This is a genomic window from Niastella vici (assembly GCF_002077945.1).
GTDB classification, from domain to species: domain Bacteria; phylum Bacteroidota; class Bacteroidia; order Chitinophagales; family Chitinophagaceae; genus Niastella; species Niastella vici.
Genome location: NZ_LVYD01000049.1, coordinates 25,409 through 46,598 on the forward strand (window position 1 = coordinate 25,409; position 21,190 = coordinate 46,598).

The 21,190-nt window shown below is 48.5% G+C and carries 14 protein-coding genes and 2 riboswitches; of the genes, 2 read left to right on the plus strand and 12 right to left on the minus strand.

The features are described 5' to 3' along the window. Nucleotides 1-23: 23 nt before the first annotated feature. The 8 genes from A3860_RS18825 to A3860_RS18860 form a co-directional block, all read right to left on the minus strand. Nucleotides 24-1,034, minus strand: a complete 1,011-nt coding sequence (locus A3860_RS18825) for an ABC transporter ATP-binding protein (RefSeq protein ID WP_081148419.1) — start codon at nucleotides 1,032-1,034, stop codon at nucleotides 24-26. After that, nucleotides 1,031-2,110: an iron ABC transporter permease gene (locus A3860_RS18830; protein ID WP_081148422.1), complete on the minus strand. Its 1,080-nt coding sequence runs from the start codon at nucleotides 2,108-2,110 to the stop codon at nucleotides 1,031-1,033. The genes A3860_RS18825 and A3860_RS18830 overlap by 4 nt, the downstream gene beginning before the upstream one ends. Beyond that, nucleotides 2,110-3,327, minus strand: coding sequence for an ABC transporter substrate-binding protein (locus A3860_RS18835; protein ID WP_216823470.1), 1,218 nt, complete (start codon nucleotides 3,325-3,327; stop codon nucleotides 2,110-2,112). Before A3860_RS18835 ends, A3860_RS18830 begins: the two co-directional genes overlap by 1 nt. Before the next feature lie 32 nt (nucleotides 3,328-3,359). After that, a riboswitch (cobalamin riboswitch) is annotated at nucleotides 3,360-3,658 on the minus strand. Between the two features lie 11 nt (nucleotides 3,659-3,669). Further along, nucleotides 3,670-4,227 carry an AAA family ATPase gene (locus A3860_RS18840; protein WP_081148426.1) on the minus strand — a complete coding sequence of 186 codons (558 nt, stop codon included), beginning with the start codon at nucleotides 4,225-4,227 and terminating at the stop codon, nucleotides 3,670-3,672. Between the two features lie 7 nt (nucleotides 4,228-4,234). After that, the gene (gene cbiB, locus A3860_RS18845; RefSeq protein ID WP_081148428.1) at nucleotides 4,235-5,176 is read right to left on the minus strand and encodes an adenosylcobinamide-phosphate synthase CbiB; all 942 of its coding nucleotides are present in this window, start codon (nucleotides 5,174-5,176) and stop codon (nucleotides 4,235-4,237) included. After that, nucleotides 5,155-6,174 (minus strand): pyridoxal phosphate-dependent aminotransferase, encoded by a 1,020-nt coding sequence (locus A3860_RS18850; protein ID WP_081148430.1) that lies wholly within the window; start codon nucleotides 6,172-6,174, stop codon nucleotides 5,155-5,157. Before A3860_RS18850 ends, cbiB begins: the two co-directional genes overlap by 22 nt. Nucleotides 6,175-6,177: 3 nt before the next feature. After that, nucleotides 6,178-7,653 carry a cobyric acid synthase gene (locus A3860_RS18855; RefSeq protein WP_081148432.1) on the minus strand — a complete coding sequence of 492 codons (1,476 nt, stop codon included), beginning with the start codon at nucleotides 7,651-7,653 and terminating at the stop codon, nucleotides 6,178-6,180. 12 nt (nucleotides 7,654-7,665) lie between these two features. Next, nucleotides 7,666-8,700 carry an aldo/keto reductase gene (locus A3860_RS18860; RefSeq protein WP_081148433.1) on the minus strand — a complete coding sequence of 345 codons (1,035 nt, stop codon included), beginning with the start codon at nucleotides 8,698-8,700 and terminating at the stop codon, nucleotides 7,666-7,668. A 153-nt stretch (nucleotides 8,701-8,853) separates the two neighbouring features. Between A3860_RS18860 and A3860_RS18865 the strand changes: the two genes are divergently transcribed. After that, nucleotides 8,854-11,241: an ABC transporter permease gene (locus A3860_RS18865; RefSeq protein ID WP_081148435.1), complete on the plus strand. Its 2,388-nt coding sequence runs from the start codon at nucleotides 8,854-8,856 to the stop codon at nucleotides 11,239-11,241. A 2-nt stretch (nucleotides 11,242-11,243) separates the two neighbouring features. Here the strand turns inward: A3860_RS18865 and A3860_RS18870 are convergent, their stop codons facing one another. The 4 genes from A3860_RS18870 to A3860_RS18885 form a co-directional block, all read right to left on the minus strand. Continuing rightward, nucleotides 11,244-13,649: an ABC transporter permease gene (locus A3860_RS18870; protein WP_081148437.1), complete on the minus strand. Its 2,406-nt coding sequence runs from the start codon at nucleotides 13,647-13,649 to the stop codon at nucleotides 11,244-11,246. A 146-nt stretch (nucleotides 13,650-13,795) separates the two neighbouring features. Beyond that, nucleotides 13,796-16,684: a DUF6493 family protein gene (locus tag A3860_RS18875; protein ID WP_081148440.1), complete on the minus strand. Its 2,889-nt coding sequence runs from the start codon at nucleotides 16,682-16,684 to the stop codon at nucleotides 13,796-13,798. Between the two features lie 11 nt (nucleotides 16,685-16,695). Next, nucleotides 16,696-18,036: an SWIM zinc finger family protein gene (locus A3860_RS18880; protein ID WP_081148442.1), complete on the minus strand. Its 1,341-nt coding sequence runs from the start codon at nucleotides 18,034-18,036 to the stop codon at nucleotides 16,696-16,698. Nucleotides 18,037-18,050: 14 nt separating this feature from the next. Next, entirely contained in the window at nucleotides 18,051-19,673 is a 1,623-nt protein-coding gene (locus A3860_RS18885; protein ID WP_081148444.1) for a hypothetical protein, read from the minus strand. 110 nt (nucleotides 19,674-19,783) lie between these two features. On the opposite strand from A3860_RS18885, the gene dusB reads away from it, so the two are divergent. Further along, nucleotides 19,784-20,821, plus strand: a complete 1,038-nt coding sequence (dusB, locus tag A3860_RS18890) for a tRNA dihydrouridine synthase DusB (RefSeq protein WP_081148446.1) — start codon at nucleotides 19,784-19,786, stop codon at nucleotides 20,819-20,821. Between the two features lie 30 nt (nucleotides 20,822-20,851). Then, nucleotides 20,852-21,057, plus strand: a riboswitch (cobalamin riboswitch). Nucleotides 21,058-21,190 lie beyond the last annotated feature (133 nt).

A 21,190-nucleotide genomic window follows, 5' to 3' on the forward strand; every position in this document is an offset into this window, starting at 1 on the left:
AATTTGGTCCTTTAGAGAATTATTTAGTGAATGCCATAGTGGGTACGTAATTGGGCCAGCAATGCTGCAATGGTGTTATGTGTTTCATTGTTGTATTTCCATTGCAGGGTATTCCCGCTTTCTATGATCTGAATGCCTGCTGCCGCCTCATCGGTGACGGCAAATCCTTCACGCAGCAAGGCTCTTTTTGTCCAGAAGAAGGCCGCGCCTTCGCCTTCCAATCTTATCGGTTTTCCCACATTGTTATGAATGATAAAGGTGCCGCTGTTTTTGTCGAAGGCAAAACCTTCCTTGTGAAAAGCGGCTTCAAAGGTCCCGTTCAACACGATGTCTTCGGGCGCGCCAATGGTGAACTGGCCATCGTTGCGCTGCAGCCATACTTCATCGGCCGATTGCAGGGCCAGGTCGAGGTCGTGGGTCGATAATAAAATTCCTTTACCGGTTGCTTTTGCCAGCTGGTGCAGCAAACGCATCAGGGAAATGCGGTTGGGCAGGTCGAGGTGGGCGGTGGGTTCATCGAGAATGATCACCGGCGTATCCTGTACCAGGGCCCGGGCCAGCATTACTTTTTGTGATTCGCCATCGCTTAGCTCGATCATTTTTCTATCGGCATAGGAAGTGGTATCGGTGGTTTGCATGGCCCATTGTACAATTTTGAGGTCGTCGGGTTGCATAGCGCCTAACCAGTTGGTATAGGGGAAGCGGCCCAGGGCAATCACTGAATATGCGTTCAGGTTGCCGGCTTCCACGCGGCCGGTAAGCACCATGCTGAGCCGTTTGGCTCTTTCTTTCGGATGAAGCCGGTTGATATTTTTACCACCGGTTTCCACCGTGCCCGAGATGGCAGGTTGTAAACCCGCCAGGGTACGAATGAGGGTGCTTTTGCCAGCGCCGTTAGGCCCCAGTAAACAGATCAATTGCCCGGCATGGATCGCGAGCTCCAGTGGGCCGGCAAGGACTTTTTCTTCTTTCTTACCCTTGTTGTACCCGATGTGCAACCGGCTTGCTTTTAATAAAGGGGCGGTGCTATTCATCGGAAAGAATTTTTTAAATTATTCCGGCTCATGATGATCCAGATAACTATGGGTGAGCCTATCAGGGAGGTAATGACGTTGATAGGCAATACGGAGTTACTGCCGGGTAATTGGGAGGCGATATCACAGATGAGCATCAGCGAAGTGCCCATTAAACAACAGGCAGGCGTAAGCACCCGGTGGTCGCTTGTATTGAACAGCGAGCGGGCGAGGTGAGGCACCGCTATGCCAATAAAGCTGATGGGGCCGCAAAAAGCGGTAACGCTGCCGGCGAGCAAACTGGTGCTGCCGATGATGAGCAGGCGGGCATTGTTTATGGTTAAACCCATACTGCGGGCATACTGTTCGCCCAGTAATAATGTATCAAGTACTTTGGAAGAAGCAAATGCGATCAATAAACCTACGGCTACTACAGTCGCCAGCAGGTACAGCTGGCTGCCGGTGACGCCACCGAGGGAGCCGAAGGTCCAGATCAGATAATCTTTCACCTGTTCGGGCGAACTGAAGTATTGCCAGATGCTGATAATGGAAAGGGTGATGTTCCCGATCATAACACCTACTACCAGCATAATAACATTATCGCGTATACGTACAGAGATGCCCAATATGAGCAACATGATGGCCGCTGCGCCGAGGGAACCTGCCAGCAACAGCAACCAGGTGCCCGAGATGCCCAGCTCACTGATGGCATAAATGGTGGTAACGCTGCCGGCCGACAACATCACCAGCGCCACGCCCAAACCCGCGCCGGCGCTGATGCCCAGGATGGAAGGGCTGGCCAGGGGATTGCGGAAAAGCGTTTGCATTTGCAAACCGCTTACCGGTAGTGCACAACCGGCGATAACGGCCGTGATGGCTTTGGGGATCCTGATCTCTTTGATGATGTAGAGCCAGGCCGGGTTTTCGGCTTTGCCTGACAGCATAATATCAAGCACATTACGAAGCGGGATCGATACAGAGCCGAATGCCACATCCATCAGGAACACGATCAGCAGTAGCAACGCCAATGCCGTCATTTTACCAATGGAGGCCGTCCAGTTATATTTGCCGGTAGCAGTATGAATTGCTACGTTCATTATTGTAATTGTTTATAATAATACAGTTGGTGGCCGGGTAACAGGTCGGGATGAAAAATAGCGATGAGGTCGGCCAGGATGAGGTGTGGGTTCACGGCGCCCGATTCCCAGTAATCATTGGCGCCAATATCGTTCATTCGTTTGTTGCAATTGTACAGCGTTCCTTTTTTATAGGGGTTGAACCGGGTATAGCGTTCATCGGCGGCGGCAATTTCTGCTTTTGTTTGAAAATTGCCCATGTTGAGCCAGAAGTCGGCTTTCAGGGCAATGGGCGCCACCGTTTCAAAATTCAACGCCAGGCTGCCTTTGCTGATGACATCGGCCCAATGGTAGCTGGCGCCGGCGTCTTTCAGGAATTGCGTGAGGTAACTGTCGCCATCGGGTACAAACCACTGGCCTTTGAAGGGCAGGCCGATCACTACCTGCGGTTTTTCTTTTACGGCAGTCGCCAACGCTTTCATGCGGTTGTATTCTTTTACCAGCGTATCGAATTTCTGGTTCACCAGTTCTTCTTTATTTAACAGGGCGGCCATCAACTTCACCCATTCTGAGCGGCCGAGTGGATCGGTCTCGAGCCATTCGGCATTCATCATTACCGGAATGCCTGCGCCAATGAGCGGCTGGTACCGGTTGAAGGGCGCATCGGGACTGCCCATGGTCATTACCAGGTCGGGTTTCAGGGAAATGATGAGCTCATTATTCATGTTGCTGCCATTGCCTACTGCCACCACTTTGCCGGCTGCCAGGTTCTTGCGCACGAGGGGCGAGTTGATGTATTTGTCATCGGCCACTGCGGCTATTACATTGGCTGCTTCCGCAAAATCGGCCATGCCTACGTGCATGGAGGAGGTGACCACCATTTTTTGTACAGGTATTTGTACCACCATAGCGCCGGGATGGTGGGTGGGAACCGGTGTTCCTCTTTGTACCAGGATATAATGAAGTGTGTCGGTTTTGTCGCTGAAGCGGTTGACGATGTTCAGCAGCTTGTAATGCTCGAAGTACTGGATCGTAAATCCTTTGGAGTATTGTATGTTGGTTTTTGGCGCAACGGGCTTGTCGGATGTTGTGGTGCCGGCCGGCTTTGCCGTTTGTTTACAGGCTGCCAGTGCTGCCAACAAAATAAAGATGCTGCCAATGCTTAATGATCGAAGTGCCAGGGCATGCTTCCCAAAACCAGGTTTTCTGCCTGTGAGAATTGATCTGTTGTATTTCATTTTTGCTCTTTGCCTTTCTTCCGAAAGCGGTGAGTAAATGGTATTGTAAGGCAGGTCTTCTGACTTGTTCCCTGTTGGCGACCTTCCCGTCCCGGATGCCGGGTCAGTGGTATGGAGTTGCAACAGCGGTGAATGGTCAATCGTCAATGGTCAATAGCACCCGGCTTTGCGGATTTCGAAATTAATAGCGAAACTCAAAAATTGAGCAGCTCTTTCACCATTGACCCTTCACCATTCACCAAAGAACTTACAGCAGCGGAGACTGTTCCGGACTTACACCGGATTCCCTATTAAAGCAGCGAATGCTGCTACCTTCGGCGGCGAAAGTAATAATAATTTTGGTTACAGCTGTTTTTTAAATTCCGGGAGGTTTTCGAGGATGCTTTCCATCCTGTTTTCAACGCTGGCCGGCGGCACTTCTATTAACGTAAAACCCAATGCCCGGTAGGTTTCGCGGATGGAGGTATGCAATGCAACTGCTTCTTCCCAGGTTTGCCAACGCTCGGCATCGTTTATATAGATCTGTTTCCAGGGTGGTAAAATAAAGACGGTCGGTTGATAGGGATGCTGTTGCAGGGCGGTGTAAAAGCGATCAGGAACAGGCAGGGCGGCGGCCTTCAGATAAGCAATGATATCGGGTATGCCGCGGTCGAAGAAAGTGATGCGGGCATGGCCGGCCGTTTGATTGTACTGCGTTATCATACGGTCAAGCGTTTTACCGGCAAAACAGGAAAGATCAGCCCAGGGCAGGCATTGTGAACCGTTGGCCACTTCTTCCCTGATGAGGCGGCGCGACACTTCGGGGGAACAGGGATAACCGGCCTTTTCTAAAGCCAGCAATACACTTGTTTTGCCCGCGCCGGGGCCGCCCGTGATGATGTATTTTTTGGGTGCAGTCAATGGTAGCTTATGTACGGGTTAAATAAATGATGGCGCAAACGAGCAGAATGGTTACCCCGCAAACTTTGTGATTGATGCGGCTGGCTATTTCGATCTCCTTATGCTGGACGGTTCTGTCGTTTTTGCCGATGTATGGCTTTTCCACCAGTTTACCATGGTATACATTGGGGCCGCCAAAACGGGTATCGAGGATGCCGGCCAGGGCCGCTTCGGGATAACCGGAGTTGGGGCTTTTGTGTTTGTTGCCGTAGCGGAAAATAAATTGAAGGCTGCGCCGGCTCCAGCTTACCAGCGCCATTAACAAGGCGGTGAGGCGGGCCGGAATAAAGTTAGCGACATCATCGAGCCGGGCGGCCATCTTTCCAAACAGTTCATAGCGGTCGTTGTGGTAACCGATCATGGAATCGAGGGTGTTGATCATTTTATAGGTCATCATGCCGGGCACGCCGGCAATAGCATAATAGAACAGCGGCGCCACCACGCCATCACTTAAATTCTCTGACATAGTTTCCAGCACGGCTATGCGTATCTGTTGCGGCGTAAGCGCGCTGGTATCGCGGCCTACAATGCGGCTGAGTTGTTTGCGGCCGGCTTCGAGTCCTTTTTCTTCCAGCACCTGAAATACCTGTTGGCCTTCTTCGATCAGCGATCTATTGGCCAGTCCGTAATAAACGAATACAGTACTGAAGAGCAGGTACGGGACCCAATGCCAGCTTAACAGCCATTGGGCCGAAAGCTGAAAGAAAAAAAATACGGCTGTGCAAAAGGTGATCGCCAGCAGCGCTCCTTTCCAAAACCGGTTGCTGCCCCTGTTCAACCATTTTTCTCCTTTGTAAATGGCATTGCCAAACAGGCGGATGGGATGGGGAAGCCATTCGGGATCACCCAGCAACAGGTCGAGGACATAACCTATTAACAGTGGCAGTATCAGGAGTAATGCTGGGTCCATTCTGTAAGGGCATGGGTGAGTAATTCATTGTTGTCTTTTGTAAGTGTGGCCAGGCGGATATGCTGTTCGGTGAGGCCCCTGAAATTGGCGGCATCGCGGATCAGCAAACCGTGCGCTTCGATGAGGTATGCTTTCAACTGCCGGGCTGTGCCGAAAGGCATTTTGGCCAGAAAGAAATGGGTGTGGCTGTCATCGATCGTAAATGACAATTGCGTCAATTGTTGTATCAGTTGTTCTTTTTCGCGGAAGAGCTCCGTTAAAGGAAGTGGAGCGTTGGCATAATGATCAAAGATGTAATGGCCCGCTTCTATGGCAAGGGCGTTCACCGACCAGGGCATTTTGCATGGCAATAAGGTTGAGATCATCTGGGCATTCGCCGCCAAATACCCCAACCGCAAACCGGGGATGGAAAACGCTTTGGTAAGCGAACGCATAACGATGAGGTTATCGCAGGTATTGATCAGGGTGAGCAACGAGGGAACGTTGCGGGTAAATTCAATAAAGGCCTCGTCGATCACAAACAGGGTTTGTGGATTGGTTGTTATCAGTTCACCGAGCTGCGTAAACACATGACCGGTAGGGTTGTTGGGATTGCAGATAAAGAACAGGCCCGGGGCGGTTTGCAGTCCGGCCTGTACATCGCATTGCTGTACAAAGTGAACCTCGTGATGGTGCAGGCGGCAGGCGTCTTCATATTCAGCAAAGGCGGGGATGGCAATGGTGGTTTGGCTTTTACCAAAGGCCTGTGCTATCAAATAAATGCTTTCGGTAGTGCCATTGGTGATGAGCAGTTGGGAAGCCTGGAGCCCATGATGCCGGCTTATTTTGCGGGCGAGGCTTTCGGCCTGTACTTCGGGATATTGATTGATGACGGGCCAGTGCGCAAAAATATGTTCCTGCAAACCGGCGGGCTCGCGGCCATACCACACGTTCGTGCTGAAGTTGGCCCGCATTTTTTGTTGATACCGGTAAGCATCATCACCATGTCCCTGCAACATACGCTATGATTTCATGTTTTGGTATACCTGGTCCATATCAACATGCTCGCGAATGAGCATGGCCAGTTTATCGTATTGTTCTTCTTTGAATTGCCGGTAATTAAAAGTGGTGGCGTCATCCGTCGCCAGCAGGTCATTGATCACCGCATCATTATCCAGAATGCCGTGCACATAGGTGCCCCAGCAGGTTTTACTCCCGTAACAACCATCGGTGGTGCCATCTGAAAAGGTGAGCACCGGTTCAAGACCTGCGCTGGTAACAGCTGTTTGTCCCATGTGGATCTCATAACCTGTACAGGTAGCTGCAGACTGCCGGTAAGTAAAGTGCCGTTGCAAGGTTGTTTTTTCTTTTCCCAGCACCGTATGCAGGGGGAGCAGGCCAAGACCGGTCACGGTACCGGTTTTACTTTCTACTTCAAAAGGGTCTTCAATGAGTTCGCCCATCATCTGGTAACCGCCACAAATACCAATGACCGTTTTCCCATTTTTATGCGCTGCAGTTACCGCCCCTGCCACGCCATTGTTTTTAAGCGCGATCAGGTCTTCGATGGTGTTTTTGCTGCCGGGCAAAATAATGATCTCGCTGTTGGCAATTTCTGCCGGGTCAATGGTGTAGAACAGGTTCACCCGGGGATCTTTTTCGAGCCGGTCGAAATCGGTAAAGTTCGACAGCCGGTGGAGTAGAATAACGGCTACATTTATTTTATCTTTTACCGAGGTACGTTGTTTGTTTTGAAGCTGCACGGAATCTTCTTCTTCAATAAAGATATCCCTGAAATAAGGCAGTACGCCAATAACAGGTACGCCACATAATTCTTCGATCATTTTGCGGCCATCCTCGAACAGGCGGCTGTCGCCCCGGAATTTATTGATGATAATTCCTTTGATGCAGGCCCGCTCGGGTGGCGTCAATAACGACATGGTGCCATACAGGCTGGCAAAGATGCCGCCGCGGTCGATATCGCCAATGAGATAAGTGGTGGCATTGGCGTGTATGGCCATGCGCATATTGGTGATGTCGCGTTGTTTGAGGTTCAGTTCAGAGATGCTGCCGGCGCCTTCCAGTACAATGGGCGCATAACGTGCGGCTAAGCGGTCGTATGCTTTCGTTACTTCGGCAAACAATTCCTGGCGGTCATTGGCCATAAAATACTCCCAGGCCGTTTGCGTGCCAACGGGCTTGCCATTCAACACAACCTGGGAGCTTTTATCATTCACGGGTTTCAATAGTACCGGGTTCATATCGGTATGACAGGGAACACCCGCCGCCTCCGCCTGTACCGCCTGCGCCCGGCCAATTTCAAAACCTTCGGGCGTGGCATAACTGTTCAGCGACATGTTTTGTCCTTTGAACGGGGCGGGGTGGTAGCCATCCTGTTTTAATATTCTGCAAAACCCTGCCGTGATGATGCTTTTGCCAACATCGGAGGCAGTGCCTACAAACATTAAGGAGCGGAGCGCGGTAGTTGTTTCCTTCATTGGCCAGTACAATTAATTGGGCAAGCTACTTAAGATTTCCTGTTGTTTGGGATCGATCAGTTGCTGATTGAACCATTGCGGGTATAAATTAGTGGGTTTTGTGATGGCCTCCAACTGTTGCAATTGTGCCGCGCTCAATTTGATGGAAACCGATTTCAGGTTATCTTCCAGCTGGTGCATTTTGCTGGCGCCAACGATGATGCTGGCCACCACCGGTTTGCTGAGCAGCCAGGCCAACGCGATCTGGGCAACAGAAGCGTTGTGTTCAGCGGCTATATTTTTCAACACCTCCACTACTTTAAATCCAAACTCTTTATCAAAAGGCAGGAGGTCGAAACCGGAGAGGCGGTTGTTGGGGTCTTTCAGGCTTTCGCGGGTATATTTACCACTCAGGAAACCGCTTGCGAGCGGGCTCCAAACGGTCATGCCAATGCCGGCATGTTGCATAAAGGGAACAATGTCGTGTTCAACATCGCGGCCAACCAGTGAATAGTTCATCTGGCCATTACAGAAGGTAGCCCAGCCATTGTCTTTTTGCATTTGATACGCCAGGGCCGAGCGCCAGGCGCTCCAGTTGGAGTATCCCACGTATCTTACTTTACCTGCTGTTACGAGGCTGTTGAGCGCTTCGAGGGATTCTTCGAGTGGCGTAAAGGGATCTTCCTTGTGTAAAATGTAAAGATCGATATAGTCTGTGCCAAGCCGTTTCAGGCTTTGTTCGCAGGAGAATAAAATATGCCGTTTTGATAAACCGGCCTGGGTAACGGGGTTACCGGTTCTGAAACCCACTTTGGTGGAGATGATGACATCGTTCCGGTGCGGGGCCAGCAATTTGCCCAGCATGGTTTCTGATTGACCGTTTGCATAGCCATCAGCGGTGTCAAAAAAGTTGATACCTGCATCCAGCGAACGGTTCACCATGTCCTGTGCCAGTTGCTGATCAACTTTATACACTGCTTTAATGGAGGGATCGTCGCCGAAGGTCATGGCGCCAAAGGCCAGTTTAGATACAATAAGGCCGGTACTGCCGAGTTGGGTGTATTCCATGGTTGTCCAGTTTTTTTGTGCTTCAATTAAGAGCGCAAAAATACCGGAATTGGCTGTTCGAAATTGGGAACAATTCAATTTATGGAAAATAAAAGATCATTCATCTTATTATATTAATGCGATCCAATTTAACCTTTCTTAAAACTGCTGGTCATGTTCAGGCATCAATTACGCATCTTCTATATCAATTTTAAAAAACATAAGTCCACGGTTTTCATAAACCTGTTCGGACTGTCGACCGGTTTGGCGTGTAGCATCCTGATCTGTTTATGGATCTATGATGAATGCACAATTGATAAATTTCATGGGAAACAGTTATATAAAGTAATGGTGAATGAACGGCAGAATGATCGCCTCACTACCGGGGAAGCCGGCAGTGGCATACTGGGCGAAGCATTAAAGAGCAGCTTCCCTGAAGTGCAATATGTGGTTACCACAACACCGGCTGCCTGGTTCCGCTCATTTAGTTTATCCGGCGCAGAAAAAGACAATGTCGTAAAAGGCGCCGGCAATTTTGTAGGTAAAGATTATTTTAATGCTTTTTCTTATAAACTGCTGCAGGGTAATAATGACCAGGTGCTCGCTGATAAACGTTCAATTGTTATCTCTGCCGGGTTGGCCCGGAAATTATTCAACAGCACTGACCAGGTTGTGGGTAAGGTTATACAATGGAAATGGTACTCCCTATCGCGGGAAGCGGTTGTTACCGGTGTGTATGAGGATTTTCCACGCCACTCTTCTACACAGTTCGATTTTTTGCTACCATTTGATGAATGGACGGCTATCCTTAAAGAAATGAACGGGAATACTGGTGAAGCCACTATAAACGGCGGCCCTTTTAATAAACCTCTTGTTCTTCGTGAAGGCACATCTGTAAATGCGTTCAATAAGAAAATAGCCGGTTTTATAAAAAGTAAGTTCTCCCAATCAACCGCCACTTTATTCCTGGCAAACTATGGGGATGCCTATCTGTATAACAACTATGAAAATGGCGTACAAACCGGCGGGCGTATTCAATATGTACAATTGTTTGTGATCATTGCTTTTTGTATCCTGCTCATTGCCTGTATCAATTTCATGAACCTGTCAACGGCCAAGGCCGCAGAGCGGTTAAAAGAGATCGGTGTAAAAAAGGTATTAGGTGTTGAGCGTGGCATGCTGATCAGGCAGTTCCTGGGCGAATCGGTTTTATTAAGTTTTATGGCCCTTATCATTGCCGTGGTGCTTGTTGTTATAGTATTACCTTCCTTTAATGCATTAACCGGTAAACAGCTGGGTGCAGGTTTTGACGGCTGGCTGATTGCCTCAGTAATCGGGGTGGCCCTTATTACAGGGATTATTGCCGGAATATATCCTGCTATTTATCTTTCCCGGTTAAAACCGGTTCTTACGCTCAAAGGAAGTTTTAAAGGCTCTGTACGTGACGGATGGGTTCGCAGGGGACTGGTGTTCTTTCAGTTCTCTGTAGCCGTAATTTTTATCGTCACCATTATGGTCGTTTATAACCAGGTACAACTAATTCAGTCTAAAAAGCCGGGGTATGATAAAGACAACGTAGTATATTTTGAAATGCAGGGCAAAGCAGCGGAGCAACGCGACCGGTTCCTCGCTGCATTAAAAAGTATTCCCGGTGTGGTACAGGCTTCCAGTATTACGAATACGATCGTGATGCCTGCCGGTGAACCACGTGGTGGTGTTACCTGGGACGACAAAAACGCAGATGATAAGATCCGTTTTGAGCAAAGCGCAGTAAATTATGAACTGTTGGAAACATTGGGTATTGAAATGGCTGCAGGCCGCACATTCTCCCGAAATTTTGGCGATTCTTCAGCCGTTGTTGTAAATGAAGCGGCCGTGGAAGCCATGGGACTTACAGCGCCCATTGGTAAAAAGATCAAAGTATGGGGAAAAGAAAAGCAGATCATAGGCGTTGCCCGGAATTTTCATTTTAATTCCATGCACGCTGCCATAAAGCCTTTTATTTTCAAACTGGAGCCCGAGAATACCTTACTGGTGATGGTTAAACTTCATAAAAATAATAGGAGCGGGACTATTGGCGCCATCAGCAAATTTTATAAACAATTCAACCCGGGTTCAATACCCGATTATAAATTTCTGGATGAAGAGTATCAGCAGCAATATGCCTTCGAGATGCTGATCGCAAAACTGTCGAAATATTTTACCGCACTGGCCATTATCATTTCCTGTTTGGGATTGTTTGGGCTGGCTGCTTTTACTGCGGAGAAGCGGATAAAGGAAATAGGCATCCGGAAAATTGTAGGTGCAAGCCGGTTCAGCATAGTTTACCTGCTATCGGCCGATTTTACAAAGATCGTACTGGCGGCGTTGCTGGTGGGGCTGCCCATTAGTTATTTGCTCGCTGCTTCGTGGTTAAATGATTTCGCTTACAGGATAGCGCTAACGCCAACCTATTTTATTGCTGCAATGCTGGTAACACTGACTATTGCCTGGTTAACGATCGCCCTTCAAACCATAAAAGCTTCGATGGTTAATCCCGTTAAATGCCTGAAAGAGAACTGAGCTTAATCAGTTCTCAAACTCTTTACCGGGTTCCTCACCGCTGTTTTATAGCACTGGACACTGATAAATACAAAGGTGGCAATAGTAATGACCATGGCAACAGTAATGTAAGGAATAAGGTCCTGTTGTATGCGATAAGCATAATGCTGCAGCCAGTGATCGGTGGTCATATATGCCAGGGGCCAGGCGATGAAGTTGGCAATAACGATCAGGGGCGCATAATCGCGGAAAAACAAGCCGATTATATTTTTTACACCGGCGCCTAATACTTTTCGCACCGCGATCTCCCGCGTGCGGCGGGCCAGGGTAAACGCCACTACGCCAAACAAACCCATGAACACGATAAACAGGTTGAGGGCGGTAGCCAGCCGGGTAGCTTTCTTTAATTGCAGTTCCGCTTCAAACAACGATTGAAAGCGGTCGTCCATGAAGGTGTATTCAAAGGGCGAGTTGGGCGATAATTCGCGCCACTTCTTTTTCACCGTATTGATGGCGTTTCCAAGATCAGCCGTATTCAGTTTAACGGTGAGGTAGCGGTAACTGCGGGTAACCCGGGTGGGCACAAATGCCAGCGGACCGATCGCCTGCTGCAGGGAAGTAACATTGAAATCTTTTACAACACCCACCACTTTACAATTAAATCCATTGGGCATCCTTACAATGGAACCTACCGGCGCCGTCAATCGCAAGGCTTTTACGGCGGTCTCATTCAACACCATTTCGCACTGCGTGGGGGTGCCGGGGTTATTTTGCAGGAAGGCGCCTTCCTTTATGGTTAACCCGTAGGTGGCAGCGTAATATTGATCGGCCGCAATGGTAGGCACAACGATTGGCTTTTTATCACCGCCCTGGGGAAACAGGTCGGTAGTGACGGGTGGTACCCTGTCGGGTACTTCAAAGGCCATGGAAGCGCTTTTCACCACACCCGATTGTAGCAGTCCATCCCGGATGGCTTCCATTTTTAGTACACCAGCGGAATCCCATTGTTTGGGAAAGGCGGTTATTACCAGTAATTGTTCCTTATTATAACCAAGGTCTTTATTGAAGAAATAGGTAACCTGTTTGGAGACCGTAAGGGCGCTGATAAAAACAAAAACGGCCAGGGTGAATTGAACCACTAAGAGTGTTTTTCGTAAGAGGAGACCACCCCTCGCCATATCTATCTTTCCTTTAACTGCATGTATGATGTTGGCGGAAGCGAGGACAAGGGCAGGGTACAGGCCGGCCATGAGCCCAAGCCCGGTTACGAATAATAACAACCAGCCCGCCTGGGTTTTACTGAATTGCCAAACGGGTTCAATATGCGTGTTCAATAACTGGTTAAAGAAAGGCCGTATGCCTTCATAAATGAATAAGGATAGTATGGTGGCAATACAAGTGAGCAGAATGGATTCAACTAGATATTGTATAATAAGTTGCCGGCGGGCGCTGCCGAAGACTTTTCGTAAGCCAATTTCCTTTAACCGGTAGGTGGAGGTGCCAATACTGATGTTCACAAAATTGATAATGGCCATCAAAATGATGAACCCCGCTACCAGCAACAGGGTGGTGGTCATTTGTTGCGCGGCGCCGCCATTATGGTCTTTCAGGTAATAGTCGTTCAGGTTCACCAATTCAACCTGTAGCAGGCCCTTCAAATTAGCAGGCAACCGGGTGTTCAATAACTGGTTTACCGGCGCGGCCATATCGCGCGGTGAAACGCCTGGCTTTAACTCGATCATGCCTACGATGTAGAAGTTATTCCAGTCGTCAAAATAGTTATTTCCGGCCAAAAACATCCGGTTCCTTTCAAAGGGTACAAACACATCATACCCGTCCTTATCTACAATTTGATTGACGGTATTATACGGCATTGTTTCCAGCACGGCCGAAACAATGAAATCCTGTTTGTTAGCGGTTCCTGTAACCGTGATCGTTTTATTAATGGCGTTAGTAGTGCCGAATAATTTCAGGGCGAAGTTGCGCGAGATGATTGCAGAGCTGTTATTCGTGAATGCATGTTGTGGATCGCCCTGCAGCAATTTAAATCCATACATGGAGACCAGGCTGGTATCGCAAATAGATACGTTTGCTTTAAAATGTTTTTCACCGGCCGATGCCACAATGGTAAACGGGTTGAAGCGGTAATAATTTTCAACCAGCGCCGGGTAATTTTCTTTCAGGGCTTTGGCCAGGGGAGCGATGGTGGTAATGTCGATACCCATGTTGGCCACTTTCCATTTACTCTTGATGAGGTACTGGTTCTCTGCATGCCGCAGGAACAGGTTCACCTTCTTTTCCTGGATCACATAATTGCCAATAAGCATGGTAAAGGCAATGCCCACGCCGAGGCAAAGGATATTGATGGTAGAAAACAGTTTGTGCCGGGTGAGGTGCCGGACTGCAACAATGAAATAATTTTTTAACATATGCTATAGCTCCCGGCAATTACAGCCAGCAGAATGCCATATTTATAAGGAATTAGTAATCAACCACAGCGGGTGGGTACCGTTATGGGGGAACTGTTCGGATATGTTACAATAGTGTACGGTTGGGGCGGACACAAACGGGGCCGTCAGTTGCTGGCCAATAACGTTGCGGCAATCTTCTGAATGGTTTTTGTACCCTTCCAGCTGTTTAATTTATCAATGACCGATGGGTCGTTCACCTGGCTATTGTTCAAGGCAAGCAGCTCCAGGTAGACCTCGAGCAGTTTTTTTACATTGGTAATAGGTTCACCGGGCAATTGTTTCAAAACCTGTTCAATCACCAGTTGCAATTCCCGGTTGTGCCTGGGAGAGAGGCGGATGAGCCGCTGCATAACCAGGTCGGTGAACCGTTTGATGGGCGCAAACTCCACTTTTTCATGAATGCCGAGCGCTTCGCCAATGGCAGCCGAACTGATCGTATTATTGTTAACGCCAGCTATCCAGATCTCGGCTGCGAGGTTGGCAATGGTTTTATCGGCACTAAGCATACAGGTAGCAACAAATACATGCGCCATATTGCCAAATCCTTCCATGGTGGAATGCAATGCCTGTACGGCGGCCGTCGCCCCCTTTCTATCTTCCTCCTCCCAAAACTGCGGCCAGGTGAGGCAGGTGTTCAGCGTATCGGCCAGCAGGGGATCGGGGTTGTTGGGCGTAAGCAACAGGATGCGGTGAAAGTCGTTGTGACTAATGGAGACATATTTTTTAAATCGCAGGTAATCGCCAATGATCAGTGGCTGATTGGTTAAGCTGGCGTTATCTGCCTTTATCGTGTTGGGATGTTCTATCACCCGCATCGATGTGCGGTACCGGGTAACGGTTCGCACTTCCATCTTTTTGCGATCAAGGTCTTTCTCTTCGAACGCTTCACTTACCGATTCCCACTGGTGTTGCCCTGAGTAGTACGAAAAGGGTTGTTTATACCAGGGGAATGATCCAAATGCCTTATAGGTGCGTTTTTGCTTTTTGGTTAGCGAGGCTATCATCCAGGCCGATCGCCATTGAAAAGGGGGCTGGGGCTCCGGATGTTTATCAAAAAGGAATAATAACAGATTGCGATACTCGCCGCCCAGCTTTTTCTCAGCCAGGTCAATTGCCGGCCCGGTATTATGCAAATAACAACGGCTGATGGCTACCTGCAGGTCCATATCGTGCGGCGGGGTATTGCTTTCTTCATACTGCACCAACCTTTCGGTTAAGGTAAGGGCGTCTATAAAGCCCGGTTCATGTGTAGGGGTAGAAAGCAGGGGCAATGGATCGGGTTGTTGCAGCTTTTGCAAGGCACAATCGAGCAGGTGCTGATAAGGGCCACAGGGGTTCAATACATAATGGGTTTCTATTTGTGCGTGGAAAGAAGAGGGCGTATAAGTCGCTGTTGAGGACGGGGCTGCTGGGGGAAATTTTTCAAGCTGTTTGCGCAATGCCTTTGTTTGCTGCGGATACAGGCTCACCCAATGCGCACATGCCTGTATGAAAAAAAGCGCCAGCAGGTAATCGAGGTCGCCCTGCCTGGCGGTAAAGGTGGCCGGTTTGGTTTTAAGTGCCCGCTGCAGGGCCGGTTCAAATTTTTGCCAGTCGGCCGGTTGTATTTTTTGTTGCCATTGAACCAGTGCTGCCGGGAAAACGGCTATATGCCAGGGTTGGTTATTTTCAAATGCCTGGCTGGCCAGAAAGATCAGTTCGTCAATGGAGGCAATAGCTTTAATGGGAACTAATTCTTTATTGGCAGGCGTTTCGTTTTCTGCGTATATGGCGGAGGCTGATTGAGTGGCTGAAGGGGATGACTCCATATAACCGGTCAGTAGCTTGCGGGCCGATGTGAGCAGCGTTGTTTTATAAGGTTCCAGCGCTTCGGGCAGGGAGGCGTCGCCCGGCTTTATGACCGCTGTGATCAGTTTGGCTGCTTTTTGCTGCAGCCCATCATCGGGGTGAATGAATGCATGGCAGGCAAGCAGGCCAATATTGGTGGCATGTTGCGGCTGTTGCCGGCTGATACTTTCAAGAATACTTAAAGTGGTTTGAACAATAGCCTTGGTATCGGAAGCCAGCAAGGCAGGCGCTGCATCGAGCAATGGCTGGCTGTTAAAGGCAGCTTCGGGTTGAATGTTTTTGATGGCGTTCAGTGCCGCGTTTACAGATTTGCTATGCGGGGCGTTGAGCACGCTGATCAATTCTTTTTGCAGCGCTATTAATTCAACGGTAGTTGGTTTACAATCGGTGAACAACTGGATGAACCAGCCCGACAGTACCTTGTTGAAATTTTTATTGGAAGCCAGCAACGATTCTTTCAGCAGGCGTTGCCGGTCGATTGTTCCTTCGGCCGCTAATTGCAGGAACACCGACTGCCATCTTGATCTCCCTTTTTCGGGGATCTCATCAAACCGGAAAAACCGGTCGCAGTTATGCAGGTTTGATTCATACTGGAACAAATACCAGATATGTTCCAGTAAGGTGATTGGTCTTTTCAACAGGTTTTCCGGTTTGCAAACATAATGCCGGGCCTTGGTGTCGTATTCAAAGATGATGGCAGGAATACTTTTTGTCACAATTTCCTTTGATGGTTGCAGGATCCCTATTTCAACTGCATCCATTAACCAGTTGTATTCCCATCTGATGAATTCATGATCTATTGTTCCGTTAACATAATCACTGAGCCAATGAGGAACATACCATTCAATGATCTCTTTGAAGACAGGTTGTTGCAGGAACCAGCCATGAAAAACTGATCTTTCATAATCGGCGCGGTTAAGGCAAACAAAGGCACATTGCTGCACCATCTCCTGTTGCAAACGGGTTCTGGCTGTTTCATCTTCCTGTTCGAATCCAGTTCGGTAAGCCCGGTATTCCTGCGACCAGGTCTTTATTAAAGGCGTCAGTTGTTTCTTTTCATCGGGCGATAAGGCTTTCAGGAATGGCAGTAACTCCGCTTCCAGTTCTTTGGCAATAATTTCTTTGAACCTTTCTATTACGTTCATTACGGGTTGTATTAATTGGTCAGTTTCCTTTTTACGGCCAGTACATGTTTGCAGGGACCTCTTTCGCCCTGGTGCCTGCTGAACCAGGTGCAGGTACAACGTTCCTGTTCCCCGTCGATTATAACAAAATGGTCAACACCGGTGCCGGCTACTTTGGCTTCTGTACGATCACCACTATGCGCAACAATGGTTACCTTATTTTCGGCCAGCAGTTTTTCGGCCTCTTTCATTCTGGGGTTGAGGCTGAGGATGCGGCTTAATTTAAAAGGCAAACGCCGGTAGAAGAACTGGTTCTCCGCCACATCGTACCCCAATAAGCCCATGGCCGATAAACGGCCGGCGATTTGATCGATCTGCTGCAATGCCACCCCTTCGTTCACTGCCAGCAGGGCCGCATTGAATGTTTGGTTGGCGTAGGCATATTTGTCAACGGCATCGATCCATGCGTCGGGAACGGCTTCGATCAACGATTCCAGGGCTGCCCCTTCACCGGAGAAACCCCGCCAGGCATCGCGGGAAAGCGAAAAGCTGAATCGCAGTTTTCCAAAATATAACTGCCAGGTGGTGGATTGCTGCTGGTTATGAGGAAATACCTGCAGCCTGTCGATATAAGGGATTAACGGTTCCAACAATTTCAACCGGTGCAGTCCGCCAATGCAAATACCACTGGCAGATTGTACGGGCGAAAAAACGGGTTTATTGCCCCGCAAGATGAGGTAATAATCGGTTTTTGTTTTTCCGGCTGGTACCGACTGAAAAAGTTGCAACGCTTCGGTGCGGTTGAAAGAAAATGCCTTCTCCGAGGCGGCCATAAAAAATTGTACGGTTGATAAACCTTTTATCCATTTTGCCGGCAACGGAACTTTTTTTTCAACGATCTTTTCATTGTTATGAGAAAGGCTCAGTTCCCTGCGGCCAACCGAGAGCACCACGTTTTCGTTACGGCTGATGCGGCTTAAGGCGGTGATCATGGGTTGATTGAAATCTATATTGGTGGTGCCGTTTGCCGGGAATTCACCATCGTGGCCATCGGGTAACACGTCAACGCGGGCATATACGCCGGCGCAATGCGAAAAGCCTTCGAACCGGATGAGGCCATTGCCGGTGGTAACAATAGGATCTTTTAACTGGGCCAGTTCTGCGGGTGATAAATTAAAGCTCGACTTCACCACATTGGAAAGGGTGATCAAACACCGGGCTGTTATAAACGGGTCGGTGAGCTTTCCCCAGAAATAACAGGGGTTATCATTCTTTTCTATTTCACTGTATTTGGCCAGAAAAAGTTCTTCCTGATCACCGGCCGGGTTCAATGCCGATGGAAAAGCGTACTGGTAAGTGATGAGATCGGTCATGGAGATACAATTGGTTAATTTTTCAATGCCAGCTGCAGCGAATCTTTCAAACTGTTTGTTTTGATATAGTTCATGGGCAGGTTTATATTCAGTCCATCGGAGATCTTTATTCTCTCACTGGCATAAAACACAGAATCGTGCTGCCGCGATATGCCGGTAATCACCGCTTCGCGGCCTATGGGCAGTTTGGTATACATTCCTTCTTTATCGGTGAAGGAATAGTTGCCGCTGCTATCCTGGAAAGCCGAAAGCCGTACATTGAGCGAAGGTATGACCAGCGAATAATCAACATTGTTTAATGGTTTGCTTTTTCGGGTAGTTACAGTTATATACGCCTTGCCGGCATTGGGGTCGTCGTAGAACTTGTCGCAATTGATCCAGCCGAGTTTATTTATGGTGAATAAGGCGGATTCATATTGCTTCATCACTTTGTTGTGTTTGACAATGGAATCTTTAATGCTTTGCAGCTTTCTGATCTTATCCTGCCGCCTGAAATGGTAGGTCATGATCTCATTGGCCTCATTTTTATTTACTCCCTTTGCCACCAGCTGGTCATAGGCATTGGTTGCTTCCAGGTTTACCCCATGGTCATCAATAAGCTTTAATTCCCTGCGGGGAGCAGGAAACCAGTAAAGCGGCTCCATATAATCTTCTTCCAGCGATTTTTTTCTGAAATCAAATACATAATCCGTATCCGTATAGTTATCATAATATCTTCGTGCGCGCTTATTAGCCTCATCACAATAGGCCGCTATTTTTTCTTTATTGGCTTTAAAATAGTCAACATACATTTTTTCGGCGATGGAATCAGATTGTTTGAAAGAGCGGTTTGGGTGTTCAAAATATACTTTCCAGATGTCGAGATTGAATTTCTGGTCTTTACAGTCGCTGTCAGGAATGGTATCGCCGGGGTTTTCAAAATAGCTCGTATGGAACATCATAAACATCAGGGCGTAATAACGCTTCCTGAACGCCTCCGTTGCTATGACCGTATTTTCGTATTTCTTATTAGTTACCGTTACCACGTTACTATCAAGCACATGATAGCCATCTTTTATACAATACCAAAAAAAATTGTTTCCTTCGGGATATAACAGATCGAGCGGCAGCGGCATTTCATAATAGTCTTCCTGCACGGAACTGTCAACCGTCCAGTTATCGCCATCTCCGGTGAACAGTTGAAACCCGTTGGCACTTTTCATCGTAGGCATAGAAACGGTGAGGGCCGTACCTTCTTTTAACTGCAGGTTCTGTTCACCCGATTTTGCATTGATGTATAGCATGCCATTTGAGATCAATAGTTTTCCATCAGAAATGGTAGCTAATCCCGAGGTAACAAATTGGGGCAGTGAAAATGCTTCCACTATTTCGAGCTGTACATTCTCTACTTTATCGCCATCGGCAGTAACGAAGCAATCAGCCGGTACAAGCACTTCTGTTCCGTTGGCGGCCTTTATGCGGGTTCCTTTACTGTTGTTGATAGTGAACGTTTGAATGGCCGGCCGTATAGCCATATACACTGAATCGAGCGCCGTTTGTTTGAATGCCGGCGTTGTTTTAATAGCGGTTTTTTTATGATTGGTACAGGAAAAAAGCAATACACAGAGCGTGATTGCGGTGGGGAATAGTTTTCGCATGGCCAGGGGTTTGTTTGAATAGGTCGGTAATTATAATCATTTATTACAAAATATAGAAATGAGGCCGAAGGTTTTGCCGCCCCGCCTTTTTACTGCAATTTTGCAGTCGAATGGTGCAAATAGGAAACATACAACTCCCTGATTTTCCGTTGTTACTGGCTCCCATGGAAGATGTGAGCGACCCGCCTTTCCGGGTGGTTTGCAAAGCCAACGGGGCCGACCTGGTATTTACGGAATTCATTTCGAGTGAAGGCCTGATCCGCGATGCCATCCGGTGCCGCCGAAAGCTGGATATTTTTGAAGAAGAACGGCCTACCGGTATTCAACTGTTTGGCGGCGATGAAGCGCGGCTGGCCCTGGCTGCTAAAATTGTAGATGTGACACAGCCCGAGCTGCTCGACATTAATTTCGGTTGCCCGGTAAAAGGCATTGTGGCGCAAGGCGCCGGTTCTGGCGTATTGCGCGATGTACCCTTAATGGTACGGCTTACCGAAGCCTGCGTAAAGAGCACCAGTTTACCGGTGACCGTAAAAACCCGCCTCGGTTGGGATGATGCTTCCAAAAATATTGAAGAGGTGGCCGAACGCCTGCAGGATGTGGGCATAAAAGCTTTGACCATTCATGGCCGCACCCGCTGCCAGTTATACAAAGGCGAGGCCGACTGGAGCCTTATTGCCAAAGTAAAGAACAACCCACGGATACATATACCCGTTTTTGGTAATGGTGATATCAACAGTGCGCAAAAAGCGCTGGAATATAAAAACCGGTATGGCGTCGATGGCATCATGATAGGCCGCGCTGCGATCGGGTATCCCTGGATCTTCCGCGAGATCAGGCATTATTTGCAAACCGGTGAAATGGGTGCGCCACCCACGGTGCGCGAACGCATTACGGTGTGTAAAGAACAACTGCGTAAATCATTGCAATGGAAAGGCCCCGTCGCCGGCGTGTATAGTATGCGCAAGCAATATTTTCAATACCTCAAAGGCTTACCGGGCATTAAAGATTACCGCTCACGCTTGGTGACCCTCACCAGCCCCGATGAAATAAACAATGTGCTCGATGAAATATTACTTCGCTATGAGGGCTTCGAAATAGAACGCGCGCCCATTGAGCTGGTGAATTATCATGAGAATTGTCCGTTGTAGCGTTTCGTTCAAATATTACAACTTTTTGTTTACCTTGCGCCCGTTATTGGTCCCCGGCATTGCGCCGGGGTTAAAAGGGAACCCGGTGAAAGTCCGGGGCTGTCCCGCAGCTGTAAAAGGCTTCACGTAAGTGAAACAGCTTATTCTACAATGCCACTGTTCCAATTGTACCGGAAACGGGAAGGCAAATAAGCTGGGCCCTGAGCCAGAAGACCTGCCATAACAACGAATTCGCGGCTTTCGTGGAAAAAAGCTGGTGAGAACAATCGATGTTTTGCAGGCGCAAATTCTCCTTTTGTTTTTACTTTTTTTCCCATTCGTTTTACGGGGTCCTGTTGCTTCAACCTGTATCCTATTGACGTTTTATGT